The sequence below is a fragment of the Dyadobacter sp. CY261 genome (assembly GCF_021440085.1).
Classification (GTDB): Bacteria; Bacteroidota; Bacteroidia; order Cytophagales; family Spirosomataceae; genus Dyadobacter.
Genome location: NZ_JAKCPW010000001.1, coordinates 499,112 through 519,736, shown reverse-complemented (window position 1 = coordinate 519,736; position 20,625 = coordinate 499,112). Strand labels below are relative to the sequence as shown.

The window sequence follows — 20,625 nt, the reverse complement described above, 5'->3', positions numbered from 1 at the left end:
AATACAATGAAAAGATACTTTCAACTCGGCGAAGTGTTTTCCTACTTCTTTCGCGTTTTCAAAAAACGCGACCCGAACAACCCCGATTCCTTCAACCTGCGCATGATGCACGGGATCAATCGCATCTCGATCGTCATGTTTTTGATTTGTGTCATTGTCATGATCGTCAGAGCCTTAACACGATGAACCTCGAAACGCTGCGGGATTATTGCCTGAAATTGCCCGGTGTAACGGAAGAACTTCCTTTCGGGCCGGATACACTGGTTTTCAAAGTGATGGGGAAAGTTTTCCTGCTCACTCCGCTGGATACGGCTCAGCATTCCTTTAATGCCAAATGCGATCCTGAAAAGGCGGAAGAGTTAAGGGAGAAATATCCCGACGTGAAGCCCGGATATCACATGAACAAAAAGCATTGGAACACGGTATATGTGACGGGGAGCATTCCAAGCGAAGAATTGTTCAGCTGGGTAAAAGACTCTTATGATCTCATTGTGGCAGGTTTGCCGAAGAAAGTGCAGGAGGAGTTGAGAATTGTGAATGACTGAATGGGTGAATGAGTGAATGTCTGAATGAGTGAATGTCTGAATGTCCTCCTGAGCGCAGTCGAAGGAGCGCTTCGACTGCACTCCTGCGACTACGCTCAGGATGACAATTATTTCGCCGCCTTCATTTCCTCATCTAGCCGCTTGCTCAGTGTGTCGCAAACACCCTCGATCAAATCGGCCATACCGCGGTCGTTAGTAGCTGTCAACAGTGTATCAGCAATGCCGCTCATCAGCTCGATATAGAATCTTTTCATTTCAAAAACCTCCATATCTTTAGTCCAAAGGTCGATTTTCAGTGTGCCGCGGTGGTAATGGTCCCAAACGCCGATGGCGATTGCGCGCGTATCGTTAATCCCTTCATTTGGATTATCGGTAGCCTCCCAAAAGATCTTTTCAGGTATATTTTTTTCGTCTAGTTCAACGGTAAAATGGATTTCTGACTTCTTCATTATTGCGGTGTTAATTTTTGACAAAGCTATGCATTTGAGATTAAACGGGGCGTAGCTTACTTACTTCCCCGCCTGGCTGAACACCTTTTTAAGCAAATCAGTTACCCGTGCACCCGGATTCTCGCGAATTTTCTTCTCCTCCTGTGCGATCAGCACATAAAGACCATCGATCGTTTTCTGGGTCGCGTATTCTTTAAGATTGGGATTTACTTTCTTCACCAGGGGGATCTGGTTGTAAGTATTTACGATGTCGGCATAATATTCCGTCGCCTTGTTGAGGTTTAACGTGCTGTCCACCACCGGAAAGAAGGTCTTAAAAAGGTCGTCGTTCGTACTTTTCTTCAAATACTGGGTAGCCGCATCGTCCTGACCTTTCAGAATGCCCAATGCATCGGGTACCGTCATCGAAGTAATGGCCTTGAAAAAAATCGGTTTGGATTTCTTGGCTGCGTCTTCCGCCGCACGGTTGAGCGACAATGTAAATTTATCGACCTGCTCTCCCAGCCCCATCTTACGAAGCGTTTCCGCAACTTTTTGCGCCTCCGGCGGCACGGCAATTTTGATCAGCTCATTTTTAAAAAAACCATCCACTTTTGAAGCAGAGTCGGAGCCATTGCTGATGCCTACATTCAAAGCTTCCTTGAGGCCCTGAACAATCTCATTTTCACTGAGTCCGCCACTTTTGCCACTTACCTTGTCCAGCACCTTTCCAAGGTTGAACTGAGCTTGTGTAGCATGTGCGAAAATAAGCCAAAACAGCGTAAACAAAAGGATTTTATATTTCATTACAATAGAGTTTGTTAATATTTCACTATGTTTCAAACGTACTCAATAACGATTAATTTTCTTTATTTTTGGGAAAATAACGGTCTTACTTAACCTGTTCCGAACTTATGATTTCCTCTGCCAGGGCTGAAATAATCACTATCGGTGACGAGATCCTTTTTGGTCAGATCATCGATACGAACACCCAATGGATTGGCACGCAACTGACTGACATCGGCATTCGTCCGGCCAGAAAGACGTCTGTTGGCGATAACAAGGAGGATATCCTCGACGCATTCAAACAGGCCAGCCAGCGGGTCAATGTTGTGATCGTTACAGGCGGGCTCGGACCCACGCGTGACGACATTACGAAACACACCTTCTGCGAATATTTTGGCACAGAGCTGGAAATTAATCAGGATGCATTGGCGCTCGTTACCGAATTTTTTGCCAAACGCGGCCGCGCCATGACCGAGCTGAACATTCAGCAAGCAGCATTACCCAAAAACTGTACCTACATCCCAAACCTCTGGGGCACTGCTCCGGGCATGTGGTTCGAAAAGGATGAAGTAATCTATGTTTCGTTGCCCGGCGTGCCTTATGAAATGAAGAGCCTGATGGAATACGAAATCCTGCCCAGGCTCAAAGCGCGGTTTTCTACACACATCATTCAGCATAAATCCATTCGCACGATCGGCATTGGGGAATCTTTTCTGGCGGAGAAAATCTCACCTTGGGAAGACGCCCTGCCGGAACATATCAAACTGGCCTACTTGCCTCATTTCGGTCAGGTAAGGCTGCGGTTGACCGGTACGGGAACAGATCAGATGGTTTTAGAAAAAGAACTGAATGAACAGGTTGCATTGGTACTTCCGCTCATCGAAGAGCACGTTTTTGGGTACGATTCGGATGAACTGGAAACGGTAATCGGGACGTTATTGATGAATAACAATGCTACCGTTGGCACGGCTGAAAGTTGTACGGGAGGTTATGTAGCCAATCAGATCACAAGTATTCCCGGCTCTTCGCGCTATTACCAAGGCTCTGTGGTAAGTTATAGTAATGATATTAAAACGAATGTGCTGGGCGTGTCGCGGGAGACGCTGGAAGCATATGGCGCAGTCAGTGAGCAAACTGCCCGCGAAATGGCCGAAGGCGCCCGCAAAGTGCTTAACACAACATTTGCCATTTCAACCACTGGCATAGCAGGCCCCGACGGCGGCACGCCGGAAAAACCGGTTGGCACGGTATGGATCGCCTGCGCAACGCCCGAGGAGACATTTACCCAATTGCTGACATTAAGGAACAACAGAAAAATCAATATAGAACTAACCTGCTCTTACGCCCTTAACCTATTGAGGAAAACTATTTTAAAAACTTCTCTCGCAATTAAAGGTTAAACCAAGACCGGGAAACATGGAGGTAACGGAAATATGTTTTCCTTACCTTCAAAAAAACACCATTTATGAAAATAGTTGAAATGGTAATGCCTCCGATGGGGGAAAGCATCATGGAATGCACTGTGCTTCACCTGCTTGCGGAAGAAGGTGCCAAGGTGAGTATCGATGACTCCATTCTGGAAGTGGCTACCGACAAAGTGGATACCGAAGTCCCCTGCCCTTACGAAGGAACGATTACCAAATGGCTGGTAAAAGTCGACGACATAGTGCCCATTGGCAGCGCTGTGGCGCAAATAGAGGTGGAAGACAATGTGGTCGCCCTTGAAGCAGATTCCTCACAGCTGGTAGCTGTGGAAGAAGAAGCCGATGTAGCCGCTACCGCCGCATTGCTTGAAAAGGACTTACAAACGGCCGTTACCCGAAAACCAGAACCCGCCTATGAATATGCTTCTGCCGGTGCGGAGGTCAATTCCTTTTACTCGCCGCTTGTATTGAGCATTGCCACCAAAGAGCAAATTCCCGTTGAAGAGCTAAAAGTGATCAAGGGATCAGGAATTGAAAACAGGGTCACCAAAGACGATATCCTGACCTACGTGGAGCACCGGCGCAAAAAAGGAAAGACCATTGCCCCTGCGCCTGCCGCGTCGCCTGCCACATCGTTGAATGGCAGCAACGAGATCATCGAAATGGACCGCATGCGGAAAATGATTTCGCAGCGCATGGTCGATTCAAAGCGGATCTCCGCACACGTTACGTCGTTTATCGAAACCGACATGACACCGGTGGTCAACTGGCGTGAACATGTGAAGAGTGAGTACCGCAAGAAAACCGGGGACAGCATTACATTCACACCGATCTTGATCGAAGCTGTTGCAAAAGCCATTAAGGACTATCCGATGATCAATATTTCGGTGGAAGGCGATAAGATCATTAAAAAGAAAGATATCAATATCGGAATGGCCGTAGCATTGCCGGACGGAAACCTGATCGTGCCGGTCATTCACAATGCCGACCGGTATGACTTGCCTGGCCTGGCACGGAAAGTGAACGACCTCGCCAAACGGGCGCGTGAAAACCGGTTAAAAGCTGACGATCTCGCTGGCGGCACCTACACCGTTTCAAACATCGGCGCATTCGCAAACCTGATGGGCACGCCGATTATCGTGCAGCCGCAAGTGGCTATCATGGCATTTGGCGCCATCAAGAAGAAACCTGCCGTGATTGAAACGGCGCAGGGCGATCTGATCGGTATCCGCAGCATGATGTTCGTCTCGCATTCATACGACCACCGCGTGGTGGACGGCTCATTGGGCGGTTTATTCCTGAAACGCGTCAATGATTATCTCGAAAACTTCGACATTCACCGAACTATAATCTGATGCTGAGATTGACCCTCGACATGGACGACGTGCTGGCCAATACCCATGAAAAGCTCGTTGATATTGTCCTTGCCGACTTTTCGACCATATTGAACCGGGAGGATTTCCAAAAGAAGGGATTGAGGGAATTGCTGCATCCAAAGCAGTTGTCGAAACTGCACAAGATCATGGATTCGCCGGGTTTTTTCGCCGACATCGAAGCAAAAGAAGGTGCCATCGAAACCGTCCACCAGCTTTCTAAATATTATGAGCTGTTTGTGGCAACCGCATGCATGGAATTTCCAAACTCGTTCAGGGACAAGTTTGACTGGCTCAAAAGGCATTTTCCGTTTATTCCATGGACCAATGTCGTTTTCTGTGGGTATAAAAGCATTATCCAGTCGGACTACCTGATCGACGACCATGTCCGCAACCTGGCGGTGTTCAAAGGCAAGGGTATTCTGTTTTCATCCCCACACAACCTCCGGGAAACGGCTTACAAGCGCGTGTCAAGCTGGAAAGAAGTGTCAGAACTATTTCTACATAGCATATGAAACTGTTATTGATAGAGGACGAACCCAAAACCTTGCAGTCTATACGGCAAGGTCTGGAAGAGAACGGCTATGAAGTCGATATTGCCTACGACGGGCTCATTGGGAAACAATTGGCGCGCAGCAATGTGTATCAACTGATTATCAGTGACATTATCATTCCGGGGATCAACGGAATCGAACTTTGTCGCGAAATCCGCAGCTGGGGCGACGAAACGCCGATTCTGATGTTGACTGCCCTCGGAACTACCGACGACAAGGTAACCGGCCTTGACGCTGGTGCGGATGATTATTTGGTCAAACCGTTTGAATTCAAAGAGCTACTTGCGCGTGTACGGGCGCTTACAAAGCGCGGCTCAACCGTGTCACATACTGCGCAGGTGCTGCGTTTCGCGGATCTGGAAATATCGCTTGATGCTAAGACCGTTCATCGTTCCGGTAATAAGATTAATCTGACGGCGAGAGAATTCAACCTGTTGGTTTATCTGATCCGCAACCAGGGGCGGGTTATTTCAAAGGTCGAGATCGCCGAACAGGTTTGGGACATCGGGTTCGACACCGGTACCAATGTGATTGAAGTATATGTAAATTACCTCCGTAAAAAGATCGATAAAGATTACCCTGTCAAACTCATCCACACGCAGTTCGGAATGGGTTATGTGCTCAAAGTTGAATAATTTATGCAAATCCGCACCCGACTTACGGTTCAGTTTTCCTTGCTGGTAAGCGGTATTTTGCTCATCACCTTCCTGGCTGTCTACTTTTTCACTTATTACAACGTCAACGAAGACTTTTACGACCGTCTGCGCTCGAAAGCAAAGTCGCAGGCTGAGTTGTTACTTAAAGTTCAGGTACCGCTCATTAATGCGGAGGTTTTGAAAGCGCTGGACGAAACCAACCGCGACCTGATCTACGACGAAAACATCTTCATTTTCGACGAAAAGAACCGCCTCATTTACAGTAACTCCACGACCCCGCAGCTCAAAGCATTACATGTATCCAACTACTGGCTCGACGAAATCCGCAAAGCCGGTCAGATCCGTTACGACGATGGCGATTACAAGGTGGTGGGTCTATATTACAAATATCCGTTCAACAGGGCCGTAGTGATGCTCGGCGCAAAGGATTTGTATGGCCAGGCGAACCTTTCGAACCTGAAAACGCTGCTGACGGCGCTGTACCTTATCGTTACGTTTGTAGTGGCGATCGTCGGCTGGATATTTTCGAAGCGCGCATTAAGACCTATTTCAAAGGTAATGAATGCGGTGGAAGGCATCCTTCCCCAAAAGCTCGACACCAGACTAAATGTACCGAACCAGAAAGATGAAATCGGCCGATTGACAGTAACGTTCAACAAGCTGCTTGACCGGATCGAGACGGCCTTTCAAATGCAGAAAATCTTTGTCGCCAACGTCTCCCACGAGTTAAAGAACCCATTGACGAAGATCAAATCACAGCTCGAAGTGAGCATGCTCAAAGAGCGCAATGCCTACGAGTACCAGATGACGATCCGCTCTGTGCTTGAAGACATCCAGGAACTCGGCCAGCTTTCGAATACCTTGCTGGAACTGGCAAAGGTGAGCGAAGACCAGCGCGACCTCCTGACGGAAGTAATCCGTGTAGACGACCTGCTCCTCGACTGCCGCATGAACCTGGCCGAAGCGAATCCATTATATAACATCCAACTCAATTTCGACGAACTTCCGGAAGACGATACCTGGCTCGAAATCACGGGAAACTCCACGCTTTTGAAAACCGCCTTCCTGAACCTGATGGACAATGCCTGCAAGTTTTCGGACGATAATTCGGTGAACGTCTGCCTGCACCCATCGCGAGGGCAGCTTGGATTGACTTTTTCAGATAATGGAAAGGGAATCCCGGAGAAGGACAAAAGTCTCGTTTTTCAGCCGTTTTACCGCAGCGAGAATACCGCAAACATCAAAGGTTACGGAATCGGCCTGTCGTTGGTTGAGCGCATTGTGAAGTTGCATAACGGGAATATTTCAATTCAATCAAACATGCCGAAGGGCACCACGTTCCGACTAGCTTTTTTACGGCTCTAAGGAAATTCTAACTTATTATTAACGCCTTTCTAAGTATTGTTCAGCTTATTTGTATTGTCGACAGGGCGAGACAACTTTCGCTAGTCGCATTTCAAAGGATTTCATTTTTTGTGGTGTTAATAAGCAAATTGGCAGGCGTCTCTCACGCCTGCCAATTTTTTGTGGCTGTATTTCACTAGCTTTTTTCGGGTTGTCTTCGACTTCGCTCAGACTGACATGGCATATTCACTTCGCTCAGACTGACATGGCATATTCACTTCGCTTAAACTGACATGGCACATTGGCTTCACTCAGACTGACATAGCACATTGACTTCACTCAGACTGACATGGCATATTCACTTCGCTCAGACTGATATAGCACATTGACTTCGCTCACCCTGACATGGCACATTGGCTTCGCTCAGACTGACATGGCATATTCACTTCGCTCAAACTGACATGGCACATTGGCTTCACTCAGACTGACATGGCATATTGACTTCGCTCAGACCGACATGGCGCGTTGACTTCGCTCAGACTGACATGGCATATTCACTTCGCTCAGACTGACATGGGTGCATTGTCAGTCTGAGCGCAGTCGAAGACCGTACCCAAAAAAAGCCCCTCACCGGATCGACGAGGGGCTTTCAGTTCTATTCTGTCTATTAATGCTTCTTTCGGATCTCAATAATCTTCAATGTGCTAAGCAGCTTGATCACCGGGTAAGTCGGGTCGATTTCGAACCACTTCGAACCGAAGTTAATCGAATTAGGCCGTTTATGGTGGTTATTTTGGAAAAGCTCTCCCATCATCAGGAAATCGAAGATCAGGGAATTTTTGGATTTGTCATCGTTATCGAAGTTCTGATAGCCGTATTTGTGTCCGCTCCAATTGACGATCGCGCCGTGGATGGGGCCCATCAGGAAGTGGATTGGCAGCAGGAAGAAGAACACCCAGTGCATATCAAGGTAAATGTAGGCCAACACGTAAAATGACAAGTAAAGAAGCGCCCAACCTACACGTGATATCCAGGAATCACCGAGCTTTTCTATTAATCTCCATTCCGGATAATTACGCTCGAAACGGTTTTCGATAGCCCGTTTACGGCTCAATACGGCGTTATAGATATTTTTAGTCTCCCACATCATCGTAAACACATTTTTAGTATGATGCGGGGAATGTGGATCTTTATCGGTATCACTGAACGCGTGGTGCATACGGTGCAGAATCGCATAAGCACGTGGACTCAGGTAAGAAGATCCTTGCGATAAATAGGTGAGCAAATAGAAGAACCGTTCCCACGGCTTGCTCATAATAAACATCTTATGAGCGGAATAGCGGTGTAAGAAAAAGGTTTGACAAAATAGTGACAAATACCAATGTACAACAAATACAATCAGGACTATATACATGGAACGGTGTAAAATTTTATTATATTAAACTTTGTACAAAAATAAGTGCCGGAGGTTAGAAAACCGAAAATTCCAAAACAAATTTGGAATAAAACCATAACCTCTTCGACCTGGAATAGCACCGAGATCCTACTGGATCATAAATGCATAGCTCAGTAAATTAGCTCCCATCTGCAACGCCTTCCGGCGCATTTCCTCGGGATCATTGTACACACTCTGATCTTCCCAGCCATTACCCAGATCGGTTTCGTAGCTGTAATAGCAGATGAGCCGTCCCTGCCAGATCAACCCGAAACCCTGGGGCTGCTTGCCGTCGTGCTCATGCACCTTTGGCAAGCCATCCGGGAAATTGTATTTGACACGATAGATCTGGTGGTCATACGGCAGCTCCACAAATGACAGTTCCGGAAACACCTTCTTCATTTCACGGCGGATGAACTCGTCGAGCCCGTAATTATCATCAACGTGCAAAAAACCGCCAGACAATAAATAATTCCGCAGATTCTGCGCTTCGGCATCCGAAAAAACCACGTTACCGTGTCCGGTCATATGCACGAACGGGTAAGAGAAAATGTCCGGACTTCCCACTTCCACCACATCCTCGGCCGGATTGATATTCATCTTAAGCTCCGTATTACAAAACTTGATCAAATTCGGAAGCGAGGTTTTATTAGCATACCAGTCACCGCCTCCGCCGTATTTCAGCTTGGCGATCTTCAAGGATGACTGTCCATACGATGTGATGGCCGCGCAGAGCAATAGCGTAATAACGACGAGGCGGGGAGTCATGAGTTTGGAATGTGTGAATAATGAATGATTGAATGATTGAATGATTGAATATCTGGATTTGACTGAGTGAGTAAGCATTCACTCATTCACTCATTACAAATACTGCGCCAGGTTAATAGCGTGACAACCAGTAACCGCCGCTGTTTCGGTCCTTAGCCTTGTTGGCCCCAATGATACCGTTTGAAAGCCCTTTTCAAGGGCCGACTCTATTTCGGCCGGACTGAAATCGCCTTCGGGGCCGATCAGCAATGTGGTATCGCTTCCCCTCTTTATTTTACTAAAAACGTGCTCGACAGTATTTTGTTCAGGCACGTACGCGATCAGGCGTACTTCGTCGCGCACATTTTTAATAAACGGTTCAAACTTGTTGTTTACTGTAATGGCTGGCATATAATATTGCTGAGACTGCTTCATGGCGGATGCGGCAATGCGGTTGAGCCTTGTTAAGTTCACGACGCGGTTCAGGGTTTCGGGATTGGTGTGTTCGGTCACAATAAAATCAATTCGCTCCACACCTATTTCCGTCATTTTCTCCACCATCCATTCATTTCGCTCTGCCTTGCGGGTGGAGGCGATAGCCATATTGACCGCAAAACTTCGGCGCTCCACAGTTTCAGACTCGATTACCTCATATCCTACCTTCCTGCCCTGAATATTCAACCGGCATTTTTGAAGAAGACCTTTGCCGTTGGTAACATGGATAATATCGCCGGAGCCCAGCCTCAACACTTTCGAACTATGCCTGGCTTCCTCTTCGTCGAGCTCAAAAATGTGAGGGTCAGGCTGGTAAAACAAATGCATTTTTCCAATATCGTATTAATGTAACAAAATGCCCCGGGGACTTCCAAAAATATACAAAATATCGGCAACTGCACAAAATTTCCAATCCCCGCAGAATTCTATCGCTCCGAAGTCACCGAAATCGCACTTTTTAGGACATTACTGCTATTTTTTATATTCTAAGGCATATTTTGCACCCATTTTACCCACTTTTACAGAAATTTTCAACCAGAGCGTTATTTTCGAAACTTCACTATTTTATTAGAATAGTGCATTTTTTACTGACAATACTACCACTGGCGCAATATTATTTTGTCTAAGCTCAATTTTTCCTAACATTTATTTTTTGTAAATACATTTTTGCATTAATATTGTGCCGTTATAATTATTCGTCACCACTTTATCTAGTACTATTATGTCAAAGTCCAAGCTGGAATATATTTGGTTGGATGGCTACAAGCCGACCCAAAGTTTACGCAGCAAAACCAAAATTGAAAACGATTTTAGTGGAAAACTGGAAGATTGCGCAATGTGGTCGTTTGATGGCTCGTCAACTGAGCAGGCTCCAGGCGGTTCTTCCGACTGTTTGCTAAAACCTGTTTACATTATTCCTGATCCACAGCGTAAAAATGGATACCTGGTAATGTGTGAGGTATTGAATGCTGACGGAACTGCTCACGAGTCAAACGGTCGTGCTACTATTGAAGATGGTGACAACGATTTCTGGTTCGGATTCGAGCAAGAATATTTCCTTTGGGATATTGAAACCAACAAACCGCTTGGCTTCCCGGCTAACGGTTACCCGGCGCCGCAAGGCCCATACTACTGCTCTGTTGGAGCAGCCAACGCATACGGCCGCGAGATCGTAGAAGAGCACCTCGACGCTTGCCTCGAAGCAGGTTTGAACGTTGAAGGTATCAATGCGGAAGTAGCAGCAGGACAGTGGGAATTCCAGATCTTCGCAAAAGGTGCGCAGGAAGCTGGTGACCAGATCTGGCTTGGTCGTTACCTTCTGGAAAGAATCGGTGAAAAATACGGTGTTGCTATCAACTGGCACTGCAAGCCTCTGGGCGCGCTTGACTGGAACGGAAGCGGCATGCACGCTAACTTCTCTAACACAACTTTGAGAACTGCCGGAAGCAAAGAAACTTTCGACAAAATTTGCGAAGCATTCCGTCCTGTGGTGAAAGAACACATTGAAGTTTATGGCGCTGATAACCACCTCCGCCTGACTGGCAAGCACGAAACGGCTTCTATCCACGATTTCAGCTACGGTGTTTCTGACCGTGGTGCTTCTATCCGCATCCCTGTTACTGTTCCTGCAAAAGGATGGAACGGATACCTGGAAGACCGTCGCCCGAACTCAGCTGCTGATCCTTACAAAGTGGCAGCTCGTATTATCAAGACTGTTAAATCTGCTATCTAATTCGCAGAGCAAAACATATAGTGACAAAAAAACCACCTCAAAAAGGTGGTTTTTTTGTTGGCCTCTGATTTTGAAAAGCACTCAGAGCCTTATTTAATACTGGATCAATCCTCGTCCTCGCTGCCGGTGAATGAATAAAGCGTGGGATCAAGTTCGACAGTGCCTGCATTGAAAGCCTTCACGAAGTCGCTGATGATCTTATCATTAATCTCTGTTTTGTTCAGACCTACTTCCAGGCCAACGCCATATTCAAACTGATCGTCGATTTCGACATGCTCGCGGACGGTAATTTCTTCGCCCTCTTCGATTTCCTCAATAAATTCGGTCAGCAACAGTTCGGCTTCGTCTTCCTGTTCGTCACTAATCTCGTAATTCGCCGGACGTTCGTCGGGTGAGATATACTTAGGCATTTCCTTTTTGAGCCTTTCCAGCGCCTCGTCGTACACGAGCGTCGAGTGGTGCAGGCGCAATGTGAAGATCAGTGCGTCATAAATCACCTCCTGGTCTTTATAAGTGCCTACAAACTGTACGTGCGCATGCTCATTATTATCGTCGTCGCCCTCGAATTCGTCCTCTACATATATAAAGTTGGAATTCTCAGCATTACATTCCTCTTTGAGTTGCGCGATTTCTTCTGGATCAAATCCGGGATTCATATGCTCTATTGTTTGTTTCAAATGCAAAACTACTCCAAAAATAGCATTTCACGGTACTTTGCAAGCGGCCAATCCTCATCGTCGATCAGTAATTCCAGCTTATCGACGTGATACCGTATTTGATCAAAAAACCCTTTCACCTCCGAACCGTAGCATTTGGCGCGTTCAAAAAGGTCATCGATATTGTTGGCCTTCTTCCGGCTTTCGGTCATCTCATGCACCAATTTCTTAATTACCACCACGTGCGAAGAAATATCACGGATAATCTCCTTAATCGGCTCGGCCTCTTCCAGCATTTCGAGGTCTGTCAGCGAGCGGGCAGTTTGCGCGAGTTTGAACTGATACTTCACCACTGTCGACACGATATGGTTCAATGCCAGATCGCCAATCACGCGTGACTCGATCTGCAATTTCTTCACATAATTTTCCAGCTCGATCTCATAGCGCGCATGCAGCTCACGCGAGCTTAAAACGCCTGTCCGTTCAAAAACAGCAATGGTCTTATCTGTTTTGTAGGCATACAATGCATCGAAAGTCTCGCGGATATTGCTCAACCCGCGCTGTGCAGCCTCTTCGATCCATTCATCCGAATAGCCGTTTCCTTCGAAAAGGATGTTTTTAGATTCAAGGAAGTAGCGTTTCAGTATCTCCACGGTCGCCACCTTTTTCTCCTCGCCTGCCGCCAGTCGCTCGTCCATTTCGCGTTTGAAATCCAGCAACTGATTGGCGACGATCGTGTTCAGTATGATCATCGGCGACGCGCTGTTCTGCGAGCTTCCCACCGCGCGGTATTCGAATTTATTGCCTGTAAAACAGAACGGCGATGTCCGGTTACGGTCGGTATTGTCGCGTTGCAGGTTCGGAATGCGGGTAATGCCCAGTTTATAGTAGAAGTTCTCCCCTTTTTCGAGCGTGATTTCGCCTTTATTCACGAGTTCTTCGAGCATTGACGTCAATTCTCCACCAAGGAAAACAGAAACGATCGATGGCGGTGCCTCGTTGGCTCCGAGGCGATGCTCGTTGCCTGCCGATGAAATGGACGCACGTAGCAGGTCCGCATGATCATGAACAGCTTTTACAACGTTCATCAGGAACGTGAGGAAGCGTAGGTTTTCTTTTGGTTTGGAAGTCGGCGCGAGTAGGTTAATGCCCGTATCCGTCGAAAGTGACCAGTTATTGTGCTTTCCGCTGCCATTAATGCCAGCAAATGGCTTCTCATGGAACAACACCTGGAAATTATGCTTGTCACCGATCTTCTGCATTAAATCCATCAGTAATGCATTATGATCGATGGCCAGGTTAACCTCTTCAAAAGTCGGGGCGCATTCGAATTGGCCTGGTGCCACTTCGTTGTGCCGTGTCCTTACCGGAATGCCTAATTTCAGTGCTTCAAACTCGAAATCCACCATGAATGCGTTCACCCGCGGCGATATCGAACCGAAATAATGATCGTCGAGCTGCTGACCACGTGCAGGGTTATGCCCGAAAACGGTCCGACCGGCCATTAGCAAATCGGGACGGGCATAGTACAATGCCTTATCCACCAGAAAATACTCCTGCTCGATCCCCAGTGTCGGTGTCACTTTCGACACATCGCGGTTGAAGAACTGGCAAACACCCGTCGCGGCCTTGTCGAGCATAACCAGCGAGCGCAGAAGCGGCGCTTTGTAGTCCAGTGCCTCACCGTTGTATGAAATGAATACGGAGGGGATGCATAATGTCTTTCCCCCGGCGCCGTTATCCATCAAAAACGCGGGAGAGCTGGGGTCCCAGCCTGTATATCCCCGTGCTTCGAATGTCGCACGCAGACCTCCGCTTGGAAAGGAGGATGCATCCGGCTCCTGTTGTACCAATGCGCTGCCTTTGAATTTCTCGACCGCTTTTCCATCGATGGTTAAATCGAAAAAAGAATCATGCTTTTCGGCAGTAGTCCCGGTCAATGGCTGGAACCAGTGCGTATAATGCGTTGCACCTTTCGAAATTGCCCATGATTTCATCGCAGCAGCCACCTCTTCGGCCACCTCGCGGTCGATCGTCGAGCCGGAGCGGATCGCATTGGAAACCTTGGTATATGCCTCTGCCGAAAGCAGGGTCTTCATCACATCATCACTGAATGTATTGCTACCGTAAAGGTCGGCTACTTTTTCTGTGGGAGGGGTCAAAACAGGAGAGACACGGCCCTGCGCAATCTCAAAAGCTTTGGAACGAAACGTCATGTATTTATTGATTTATATTAATTCTCCCCAAAATTATCTATTTACCGATACGAACAACAATTCGCCCGGACATTTTCATAATAGCTGTCCAACGGTTACCACAGGTTAGCGCATTTTTAAGAACTTTGCAAATTGTTCAAAGACACCAATGCGTAAAAGACTTGAATTCGTTGCCTTGTACTGGCTGGCCTGGGTGGTTATCTTCCAGTTTTTCCGGATTATTTTCCTGGCATATCATTATAAAAAGGCGTTGGAATTGCCGTCTTCCCTATGGGTTGCCAGCGCGGGCCACGGCTTGCCGATGGACATTTCCTTCGCGGCCTATATACTCGCGATCCCGACATTATTAATGATTTTCACCGGTCAGCGCTGGAACTGGTACCGCAAAACGTTGTCCATTTACACCGCCATTATAGTATTGCTGATCACCCTGCTCACGGTAGTAGATCTCGAATTATTCAGGGCCTGGGGTTTCCGCATCGACGCAAGCTCGCTGCATTACCTCGAAACGCCTGCCGAGGCCTTCGCTTCCATGGGCGCCGCGCCGGTAGTTCCGCTGGTGCTGCTGCTGATAGGGCTTATCTTTCTTGTCAACCGCGTTTTGCAAACCATCATCCGGCGTATTACCAGCTCTTTCAGCAGAACATCGCATTTATACACAATACCCACATTCCTGATTGTCGCCGGAAGCCTTATCATCCCCATTCGCGGTGGTTTTCAGCTGGCCCCGATGAACGAAAGCGCTGTGTTTTTCAGCGACAAGGCATTTGCCAATTACGCCGCCGTCAATGTGCCGTGGAATTATGTGCGGTCCCTTTTGAATGAAAGCTATTCTAATGAAAACCCATTCAAATACACAGAAGATGTCGAGGCTGATAAAACTGTGGCAAACTTATATCAGTCAATTGGCGAAACCGAGCAGGTTATCGACTCGGTCGGCAAAAAGAATGTGCTGGTGATCATCTGGGAAAGTTTTACGGCCAAAGCGGTCGGTTCGTTAGGCGGCGTAAAAGACGTTACCCCGCAGTTTGATCAAATTGCCAAAGAAGGGCTGCTGTTTACCCATATATATGCAAGCGGTAACCGGAGCGACAAGGGAATGGTAGCCATTTTGAGCGGTTACCCTGCCCAGCCAACCACTTCTATCATTAAAATACCCAAAAAAACGGCGTCTCTTTCCTCATTGCCCACAATTTTCAAAGAACGGGGCTGGCAAACTTCATTCTATTACGGAGGCGAGACAGAATTTGCAAACATGAAATCCTATTTCCTTCAACAGGGTTTCGACCGGATCATCGACAGGGACAATTTCGATTCTAAAGACATGAACTCTAAGTGGGGTGCTCACGATCATGTGGTCTTCAGCCGACTTTTAAATGACCTGGATAAGGAAAAGCAGCCATTCTTCTCGACCCTATTTACATTAAGCAGCCACGAGCCATTCGAGGTGCCCACCAAAACCGCGATCCCAGGCACCGATCCCGAGCACCTGTTCCTGAACGCGTTGCATTATACCGACGAATCTCTCGGAACATTTCTCCGAGAAGCCAAGACAAAGTCCTGGTGGAAAAATACGCTCGTAGTCATCATCGCCGACCACGGCCATCCATTGCCAGAAACACGGAAAGACAAGCCGGCCGAATTCCACATTCCGATGCTGTGGCTTGGCGGCGCATTAAAAGCAGCCCCCTCGCACGTAGACACCCTCGCGTCGCAAACCGACCTGGCCGCCACGCTATTAAACCAAATGCGCATCCCCTCCGGAACTTTTGCATGGAGTAACGACATTTTCAAGAAAGGCCGTAAGGATTTTGCCTATTTCGCATTCAACAATGGCCTTGGCTGGATGCGTCCCGACGGGTTCCTGGTAAGGGACAACATCGGGGGGAATATCACCGAGAAAAACGGCGCTTTGCCCAGGCAGGAAGAACCGCTTTCGAAGGCTTACCTGCAATCTTCTTTTGGAGATTATTTAAGGCGTTGATAATAAAGGTGTAATTTTGCAGGATATTTCAAAACAATGAAGAAAGTCGCTTTTTACACATTAGGGTGCAAGCTGAATTACTCTGAGAGCTCTTCTATCGGACGGATGTTCGAGGATAAGGGTTATCGCAAAGTGGAATTCAATGAAAATCCCGACATATTTATCATCAATACCTGCTCTGTTACCGAGAATGCCGACAAGAAATGCCGGAAGATCGTTCGCGAGGCGCAAAAGATCAATGCGGACGGTTATATAGCGATCATCGGGTGTTATGCACAGCTGAAACCCAAAGAAATCTCTGAAATTCCAGGTGTAGACGCTGTTTTGGGTGCCGCTGAAAAATTTCGTCTGGTGGAGTTGATCGATACCTTTGAAAAAGCCCCATCCGGCCAGCCTGCTCAGGTTATTGCTTCCAGCATCGACCATGCCGTTGAATACCATACCTCCTACTCGCTCAACGATCGCACGCGTACGTTCCTGAAAGTGCAGGACGGTTGCGACTACCCATGCGCATACTGCACGATCCCGCTCGCACGTGGAAAGAGCCGGTCGGACAGCATCGAAAACATTGTGAAAGCCGCGCGTGACATTGCAGCGCGCGACGTAAAGGAAATCGTACTCACAGGTGTTAATATCGGCGATTTCGGTTTGCGCAATGGTGTCCGTGATGAAACTTTCCTGGATTTGGTCAAAGCATTGGACGAGGTGGAAGGCATCGAACGTTTCCGCATTTCCTCCATCGAACCAAATCTTCTGACCGATGAGATCATTGAATTTGTGGCTCAGTCGAAACGCTTCGCGCCGCATTTCCATATCCCATTACAATCTGGATCCAATAAGGTTTTGGGCCTGATGAAGCGTCGCTACAAACGCGAACTTTATACCGAACGCGTGGCGAAGATCAAATCGCTGATGCCGGATTGCTGCATTGGCGTGGACGTGATCGTGGGCCATCCCGGTGAAACCAGGGAGCTATTCGAAGAAACCTATCACTTTTTGAATGAGTTGGAAGTTTCTTATTTGCACGTTTTCACTTATTCCGAAAGGGAAAATACTGCTGCGTTAGCCATTCGGCCAATTGTCAACAAAGGCGAAAGAGCCGAGCGTTCCAAAATGCTGCATATTCTTTCAGATAAAAAGAAACGCTTTTTCTACGAAAGCCAGATTGGCAAGGAAGGCAAAGTATTGTTTGAAGATGAAATTCAAAACGGGCAAATGCTGGGCTTTACCGGCAACTACGTTCGCGTAGCTGTAAAATATGACCCGCTGCTGATCAATGAAACCAAGGAAGTGCGGTATGATCATATTAATGCCGAAAACCTAATGGAAGTTACTGAGATTCAGGAGGAGATTTTAGTGCATTAAGGCGCTAGCTCTTTTTATCTAGTACCGTCGACTTAAGTCGACGGCAAGGAACCATAGAGAGCATATCCATTGCCCGGGTTTTGACCCGGGGATTTTAAAATGAAAGGAATCAAGAAAAGGAATAACAAAGAAAGCCCGACCAAATTGGCCGGGCTTTCCCTTTTTACTCTTATAGTTTAGATTAAGCTTCTACAAGGAATTCGTCGTGCTGGCTGATATCCAGACCTGTTTTTTCGTCAGATTCAGATACGCGGAGTGGCAATACGAGGTCAACCAGTTTCAGCAACAGGAATGAACCACCGAATGCGAATACTGATACACCTACCAGGGCGATCACGTGATTGATGAACAACTTGGTTTCTCCGAATGCCAGACCTTGGTCTACTACCAATGAGTTAACACCGCTCGTTGCGAAGATACCGGTCATCAGCATACCTACCATACCACCTACACCGTGGCAAGGAAATACATCCAATGTATCGTCCAAAGTAGAACGTGTACGCAGGTGAGCTACATAGTTAGAGATGATCGCAGCCACAGTACCGATGAACAGAGAAGCAGGAACAGTTACGAAACCAGCAGCCGGCGTAATAGCAACCAGACCTACAACCGCACCGATACAGAAACCAAGTGCAGATACTTTTTTGCCTTTCGCAGCATCGAAAAGAACCCATGCAAGACCAGCAGCACCAGCGGCAGTGTTGGTAGTAGCGAAAGCTGAAACCGCCAATGGAGAAGCTGTCAGAGCAGAACCGGCGTTGAAACCGAACCATCCGAACCACAGCAAACCAGTTCCTAACAATACAAATGGAATGTTAGCAGGAGGAAGTACGTGATCTTCGAGGAGCGACTTGCGACGTTTCAGATAAAGTGCACCAGCCAAAGCAGCCCAACCAGCAGACATGTGAACCACAGTTCCACCAGCGAAGTCAAGAACACCCATTTTGAAAAGCAGACCGTCTGCATGCCATGTCATGTGGGCAAGCGGAGAATAGATGAACACGCAGAACAGAATAATGAAAAGAACGTAAGAACGGAAGTTGATTCGCTCAGCCATCGAGCCAGTTACAAGCGCAGGAGTGATCACCGCAAACTTCAATTGGAACATTGCGAACAAGGCGAAAGGAATAGTACCCCAAACCGGGCCATCCAATACACCTTTGAACATGAAGTGCGTCATGGGGTTTCCAACGAAACCACCCATGTCTTCACCAAATGCAAGGCTGAAACCGAAAACTATCCATACCACACTGATTACACCCATTGCGATAAAGCTCTGGAGCATTGTGGAAATGACGTTTTTGGTGTTAACCATTCCCCCGTAGAAGTAAGCCAGACCCGGGGTCATGAGCAATACCAGCGCGGCAGATACGAGCATCCACGCCGTGTCGCCCGAATTGATGCCCTCCGTCACGATCTGTGTCGGAACATTGGGGACGAAGGCACCGAGGATGCTGATTACCAGGAGAATAATCAGTGGGATAAAATTACGTTTTTCCATTGTTGTAAATTATTGTTTTTATTAGATTAAGAAGGTATTCGTGTGAAATGCGATGACTGTTAAAATTTGTAAATAAATGCGAGTCCGAAAGTAGTTTGGCTGTTTTTGGTCCACTCTCCATCTGAATCCTGGAACTGCTGCGCTTCGCCGCCGCTTTGCTTAGGATATGCGTCCAGACGGAACTCCGGTTTTACGAGAATGTGTCCGTCGGCCAGGCTGATGTTACCGGTCAATGTTACCGAGTTAACTTTTGTACCTGTTCCAGCAGGAGTCAGCAAACCGCGTACACCTTTATCATTATTGAAATATTCGTAACGGGCTCCGATTCCGAAGTTATCTGTGATGGCTGTGTTGGCATATACTGCGAAGCCACCCCATGACTCAGAGTCAACCGGACCACCTGCTCCCTGATAATCTCCTTTTTGCGATCCGTACGCGGCGTTCAGACCCAGGAGGAATTTCTCAGTTATCTGGAAGCTGGTCGTAAGGTCGAATACCTGGTAGAAACCATCCGGCTGTTTGCCCAATGAATCGGTATTTGCCTCATTGCTTCCGATGTAGTTCACATAAACGTTCCAGTTTTCAACCGGCTTGAAGTACAATTGGCTGATGATGCCTTTCGCGCGGTTGTTGTCTCCCAAACCATCCACATTGTTTACAACACCCACCATCAACGATGCCTTGTCAGAGAATGCGTAGGTGGCTTTCAAACCGGTGTGGTAGAATGGACCGTTGTTGAACAGGTTTGAAAGCGAGTAGTTGAAGTTGGCCGGTGCGTCGATCACTTCGTACCCGATGTGCGTACCGAACTGTCCCGCCGTCATCGAGAACTTGTCGGTAAATTTGTATGTAAAGTATGCTTGCTTGATGGCCAGCGCAGTGCTGAACAGTGCGTTACCGTAGTTACCTAAGTTGGCGTTAGGACCGAAAGTCAGGTCGACTACCGCTTCCGATTTCGCATTGGTGTAGGCAACCTTCGTCTGAACCAGACCGAGCGAGAACTGACCCGATTTCTGATCGAATACACGTGCGTTGCTCGCACCCATGTTTGAGCGGGATACGGGTTTGTTGAAATTAGCCATGTAATAGGAATCCAGATAGCCGGAGAAAGCGAATGCTCCTTTGGCTTCCTCCTCGTCCTTGGCTTCCGTTACCACCGCAGTATCGGCCTTCACCGCCTTTTTATCTTCTTCCGACTTCGCAAAACCCAAAAAAGGAACCATCAAAGATAATACTGTGCAATAGACTTTTTTCATAATTATATTCTGTTTAAGTTAATATTACTCTCCGGCTACATTACTGGATCAAATATTGTACTTAAATTATATTTATCAAATAATCTAAGTGAAATTTATATCAAAAAATCCAATTTTCTAATTTTTAT

19 protein-coding genes are annotated in these 20,625 nt (G+C 47.3%); 10 read left to right on the top strand and 9 right to left on the bottom strand.

All coding sequences use genetic code 11. The annotated features are described in order from the left end of the window. Nucleotides 1–6 precede the first annotated feature (6 nt). Both LZD49_RS02145 and LZD49_RS02140 read left to right on the top strand, forming a co-directional pair. Nucleotides 7–186 carry a DUF6728 family protein gene (locus LZD49_RS02145; RefSeq protein WP_234665665.1) on the top strand — a complete coding sequence of 60 codons (180 nt, stop codon included), beginning with the start codon at nt 7–9 and terminating at the stop codon, nt 184–186. Next, nucleotides 183–545, top strand: coding sequence for an MmcQ/YjbR family DNA-binding protein (locus LZD49_RS02140; RefSeq protein ID WP_234665664.1), 363 nt, complete (start codon nt 183–185; stop codon nt 543–545). Before LZD49_RS02145 ends, LZD49_RS02140 begins: the two co-directional genes overlap by 4 nt. A 107-nt stretch (nt 546–652) precedes the next feature. On the opposite strand, the gene gldC is transcribed toward LZD49_RS02140, so the two are convergent. Further along, the gene (gene gldC / locus LZD49_RS02135; RefSeq protein ID WP_234665663.1) at nt 653–994 is read right to left on the bottom strand and encodes a gliding motility protein GldC; all 342 of its coding nucleotides are present in this window, start codon (nt 992–994) and stop codon (nt 653–655) included. 60 nt (nt 995–1,054) lie between these two features. Next, a complete protein-coding gene (locus LZD49_RS02130; RefSeq protein WP_234665662.1) occupies nt 1,055–1,780 on the bottom strand; it encodes a DUF4197 domain-containing protein in 726 nt (241 codons plus the stop codon). Nucleotides 1,781–1,887: 107 nt separating this feature from the next. Here LZD49_RS02130 and LZD49_RS02125 point away from each other — a divergent pair, with 107 nt between their 5' ends. The 5 genes from LZD49_RS02125 to LZD49_RS02105 all read left to right on the top strand — a co-directional run bounded on the left by LZD49_RS02125 (nt 1,888) and on the right by LZD49_RS02105 (nt 7,131). Continuing rightward, nucleotides 1,888–3,159 (top strand): competence/damage-inducible protein A, encoded by a 1,272-nt coding sequence (locus tag LZD49_RS02125; protein ID WP_234665661.1) that lies wholly within the window; start codon nt 1,888–1,890, stop codon nt 3,157–3,159. 65 nt (nt 3,160–3,224) lie between these two features. Next, a complete protein-coding gene (locus LZD49_RS02120) occupies nt 3,225–4,538 on the top strand; it encodes a dihydrolipoamide acetyltransferase family protein (RefSeq protein WP_234665660.1) in 1,314 nt (437 codons plus the stop codon). Then, nucleotides 4,538–5,071 carry a 5' nucleotidase, NT5C type gene (locus tag LZD49_RS02115; RefSeq protein WP_234665659.1) on the top strand — a complete coding sequence of 178 codons (534 nt, stop codon included), beginning with the start codon at nt 4,538–4,540 and terminating at the stop codon, nt 5,069–5,071. Before LZD49_RS02120 ends, LZD49_RS02115 begins: the two co-directional genes overlap by 1 nt. After that, nucleotides 5,068–5,745 carry a response regulator transcription factor gene (locus tag LZD49_RS02110; RefSeq protein WP_234665658.1) on the top strand — a complete coding sequence of 226 codons (678 nt, stop codon included), beginning with the start codon at nt 5,068–5,070 and terminating at the stop codon, nt 5,743–5,745. Before LZD49_RS02115 ends, LZD49_RS02110 begins: the two co-directional genes overlap by 4 nt. 3 nt (nt 5,746–5,748) lie before the next feature. Continuing rightward, nucleotides 5,749–7,131 carry a HAMP domain-containing sensor histidine kinase gene (locus LZD49_RS02105; protein WP_234665657.1) on the top strand — a complete coding sequence of 461 codons (1,383 nt, stop codon included), beginning with the start codon at nt 5,749–5,751 and terminating at the stop codon, nt 7,129–7,131. Between the two features lie 646 nt (nt 7,132–7,777). Here LZD49_RS02105 and LZD49_RS02100 read toward each other — a convergent pair. The 3 genes from LZD49_RS02100 to LZD49_RS02090 form a co-directional block, all read right to left on the bottom strand. Beyond that, entirely contained in the window at nt 7,778–8,524 is a 747-nt protein-coding gene (locus LZD49_RS02100) for an acyl-CoA desaturase (protein WP_234665656.1), read from the bottom strand. Nucleotides 8,525–8,653: 129 nt separating this feature from the next. Continuing rightward, nucleotides 8,654–9,313: a DUF4159 domain-containing protein gene (locus tag LZD49_RS02095; RefSeq protein ID WP_234665655.1), complete on the bottom strand. Its 660-nt coding sequence runs from the start codon at nt 9,311–9,313 to the stop codon at nt 8,654–8,656. Nucleotides 9,314–9,406: 93 nt separating this feature from the next. Next, on the bottom strand, nt 9,407–10,114 hold the full coding sequence (locus tag LZD49_RS02090) for a 16S rRNA (uracil(1498)-N(3))-methyltransferase (protein WP_234665654.1): 708 nt from the start codon (nt 10,112–10,114) through the stop codon (nt 9,407–9,409). A 394-nt stretch (nt 10,115–10,508) separates the two neighbouring features. Here LZD49_RS02090 and LZD49_RS02085 point away from each other — a divergent pair, with 394 nt between their 5' ends. Then, a complete protein-coding gene (locus LZD49_RS02085) occupies nt 10,509–11,519 on the top strand; it encodes a glutamine synthetase beta-grasp domain-containing protein (protein WP_234665653.1) in 1,011 nt (336 codons plus the stop codon). 104 nt (nt 11,520–11,623) lie between these two features. Here the strand turns inward: LZD49_RS02085 and LZD49_RS02080 are convergent, their stop codons facing one another. Both LZD49_RS02080 and LZD49_RS02075 read right to left on the bottom strand, forming a co-directional pair. Further along, complete coding sequence (locus LZD49_RS02080) at nt 11,624–12,175, bottom strand: hypothetical protein (protein ID WP_234665652.1); 552 nt, start codon at nt 12,173–12,175, stop codon at nt 11,624–11,626. A 29-nt stretch (nt 12,176–12,204) separates the two neighbouring features. Beyond that, on the bottom strand, nt 12,205–14,391 hold the full coding sequence (locus tag LZD49_RS02075; RefSeq protein WP_234665651.1) for a glutamine synthetase III: 2,187 nt from the start codon (nt 14,389–14,391) through the stop codon (nt 12,205–12,207). Nucleotides 14,392–14,539: 148 nt separating this feature from the next. Here LZD49_RS02075 and LZD49_RS02070 point away from each other — a divergent pair, with 148 nt between their 5' ends. Beyond that, nucleotides 14,540–16,375, top strand: a complete 1,836-nt coding sequence (locus tag LZD49_RS02070; protein WP_234665650.1) for an LTA synthase family protein — start codon at nt 14,540–14,542, stop codon at nt 16,373–16,375. Nucleotides 16,376–16,411: 36 nt separating this feature from the next. Beyond that, nucleotides 16,412–17,740 carry a tRNA (N(6)-L-threonylcarbamoyladenosine(37)-C(2))-methylthiotransferase MtaB gene (gene mtaB / locus LZD49_RS02065; protein WP_234665649.1) on the top strand — a complete coding sequence of 443 codons (1,329 nt, stop codon included), beginning with the start codon at nt 16,412–16,414 and terminating at the stop codon, nt 17,738–17,740. A gap of 181 nt (nt 17,741–17,921) precedes the next feature. Here the strand turns inward: mtaB and LZD49_RS02060 are convergent, their stop codons facing one another. Further along, on the bottom strand, nt 17,922–19,241 hold the full coding sequence (locus tag LZD49_RS02060) for an ammonium transporter (protein WP_234665648.1): 1,320 nt from the start codon (nt 19,239–19,241) through the stop codon (nt 17,922–17,924). 59 nt (nt 19,242–19,300) lie between these two features. After that, nucleotides 19,301–20,497, bottom strand: coding sequence for a porin (locus LZD49_RS02055; RefSeq protein ID WP_409021290.1), 1,197 nt, complete (start codon nt 20,495–20,497; stop codon nt 19,301–19,303). Nucleotides 20,498–20,625: the final 128 nt, after the last annotated feature.

Coding starts and splice junctions, on each gene's coding strand:
- LZD49_RS02145 (WP_234665665.1), top strand. CDS start 7: ATGAAAAGATACTTTCAACTCGGCGAAGTGTTTTCCTACTTCTTTCGC.
- LZD49_RS02140 (WP_234665664.1), top strand. CDS start 183: ATGAACCTCGAAACGCTGCGGGATTATTGCCTGAAATTGCCCGGTGTA.
- gldC (WP_234665663.1), bottom strand. CDS start 994: ATGAAGAAGTCAGAAATCCATTTTACCGTTGAACTAGACGAAAAAAAT.
- LZD49_RS02130 (WP_234665662.1), bottom strand. CDS start 1,780: ATGAAATATAAAATCCTTTTGTTTACGCTGTTTTGGCTTATTTTCGCA.
- LZD49_RS02125 (WP_234665661.1), top strand. CDS start 1,888: ATGATTTCCTCTGCCAGGGCTGAAATAATCACTATCGGTGACGAGATC.
- LZD49_RS02120 (WP_234665660.1), top strand. CDS start 3,225: ATGAAAATAGTTGAAATGGTAATGCCTCCGATGGGGGAAAGCATCATG.
- LZD49_RS02115 (WP_234665659.1), top strand. CDS start 4,538: ATGCTGAGATTGACCCTCGACATGGACGACGTGCTGGCCAATACCCAT.
- LZD49_RS02110 (WP_234665658.1), top strand. CDS start 5,068: ATGAAACTGTTATTGATAGAGGACGAACCCAAAACCTTGCAGTCTATA.
- LZD49_RS02105 (WP_234665657.1), top strand. CDS start 5,749: ATGCAAATCCGCACCCGACTTACGGTTCAGTTTTCCTTGCTGGTAAGC.
- LZD49_RS02100 (WP_234665656.1), bottom strand. CDS start 8,524: ATGTATATAGTCCTGATTGTATTTGTTGTACATTGGTATTTGTCACTA.
- LZD49_RS02095 (WP_234665655.1), bottom strand. CDS start 9,313: ATGACTCCCCGCCTCGTCGTTATTACGCTATTGCTCTGCGCGGCCATC.
- LZD49_RS02090 (WP_234665654.1), bottom strand. CDS start 10,114: ATGCATTTGTTTTACCAGCCTGACCCTCACATTTTTGAGCTCGACGAA.
- LZD49_RS02085 (WP_234665653.1), top strand. CDS start 10,509: ATGTCAAAGTCCAAGCTGGAATATATTTGGTTGGATGGCTACAAGCCG.
- LZD49_RS02080 (WP_234665652.1), bottom strand. CDS start 12,175: ATGAATCCCGGATTTGATCCAGAAGAAATCGCGCAACTCAAAGAGGAA.
- LZD49_RS02075 (WP_234665651.1), bottom strand. CDS start 14,391: ATGACGTTTCGTTCCAAAGCTTTTGAGATTGCGCAGGGCCGTGTCTCT.
- LZD49_RS02070 (WP_234665650.1), top strand. CDS start 14,540: ATGCGTAAAAGACTTGAATTCGTTGCCTTGTACTGGCTGGCCTGGGTG.
- mtaB (WP_234665649.1), top strand. CDS start 16,412: ATGAAGAAAGTCGCTTTTTACACATTAGGGTGCAAGCTGAATTACTCT.
- LZD49_RS02060 (WP_234665648.1), bottom strand. CDS start 19,241: ATGGAAAAACGTAATTTTATCCCACTGATTATTCTCCTGGTAATCAGC.
- LZD49_RS02055 (WP_409021290.1), bottom strand. CDS start 20,497: ATGAAAAAAGTCTATTGCACAGTATTATCTTTGATGGTTCCTTTTTTG.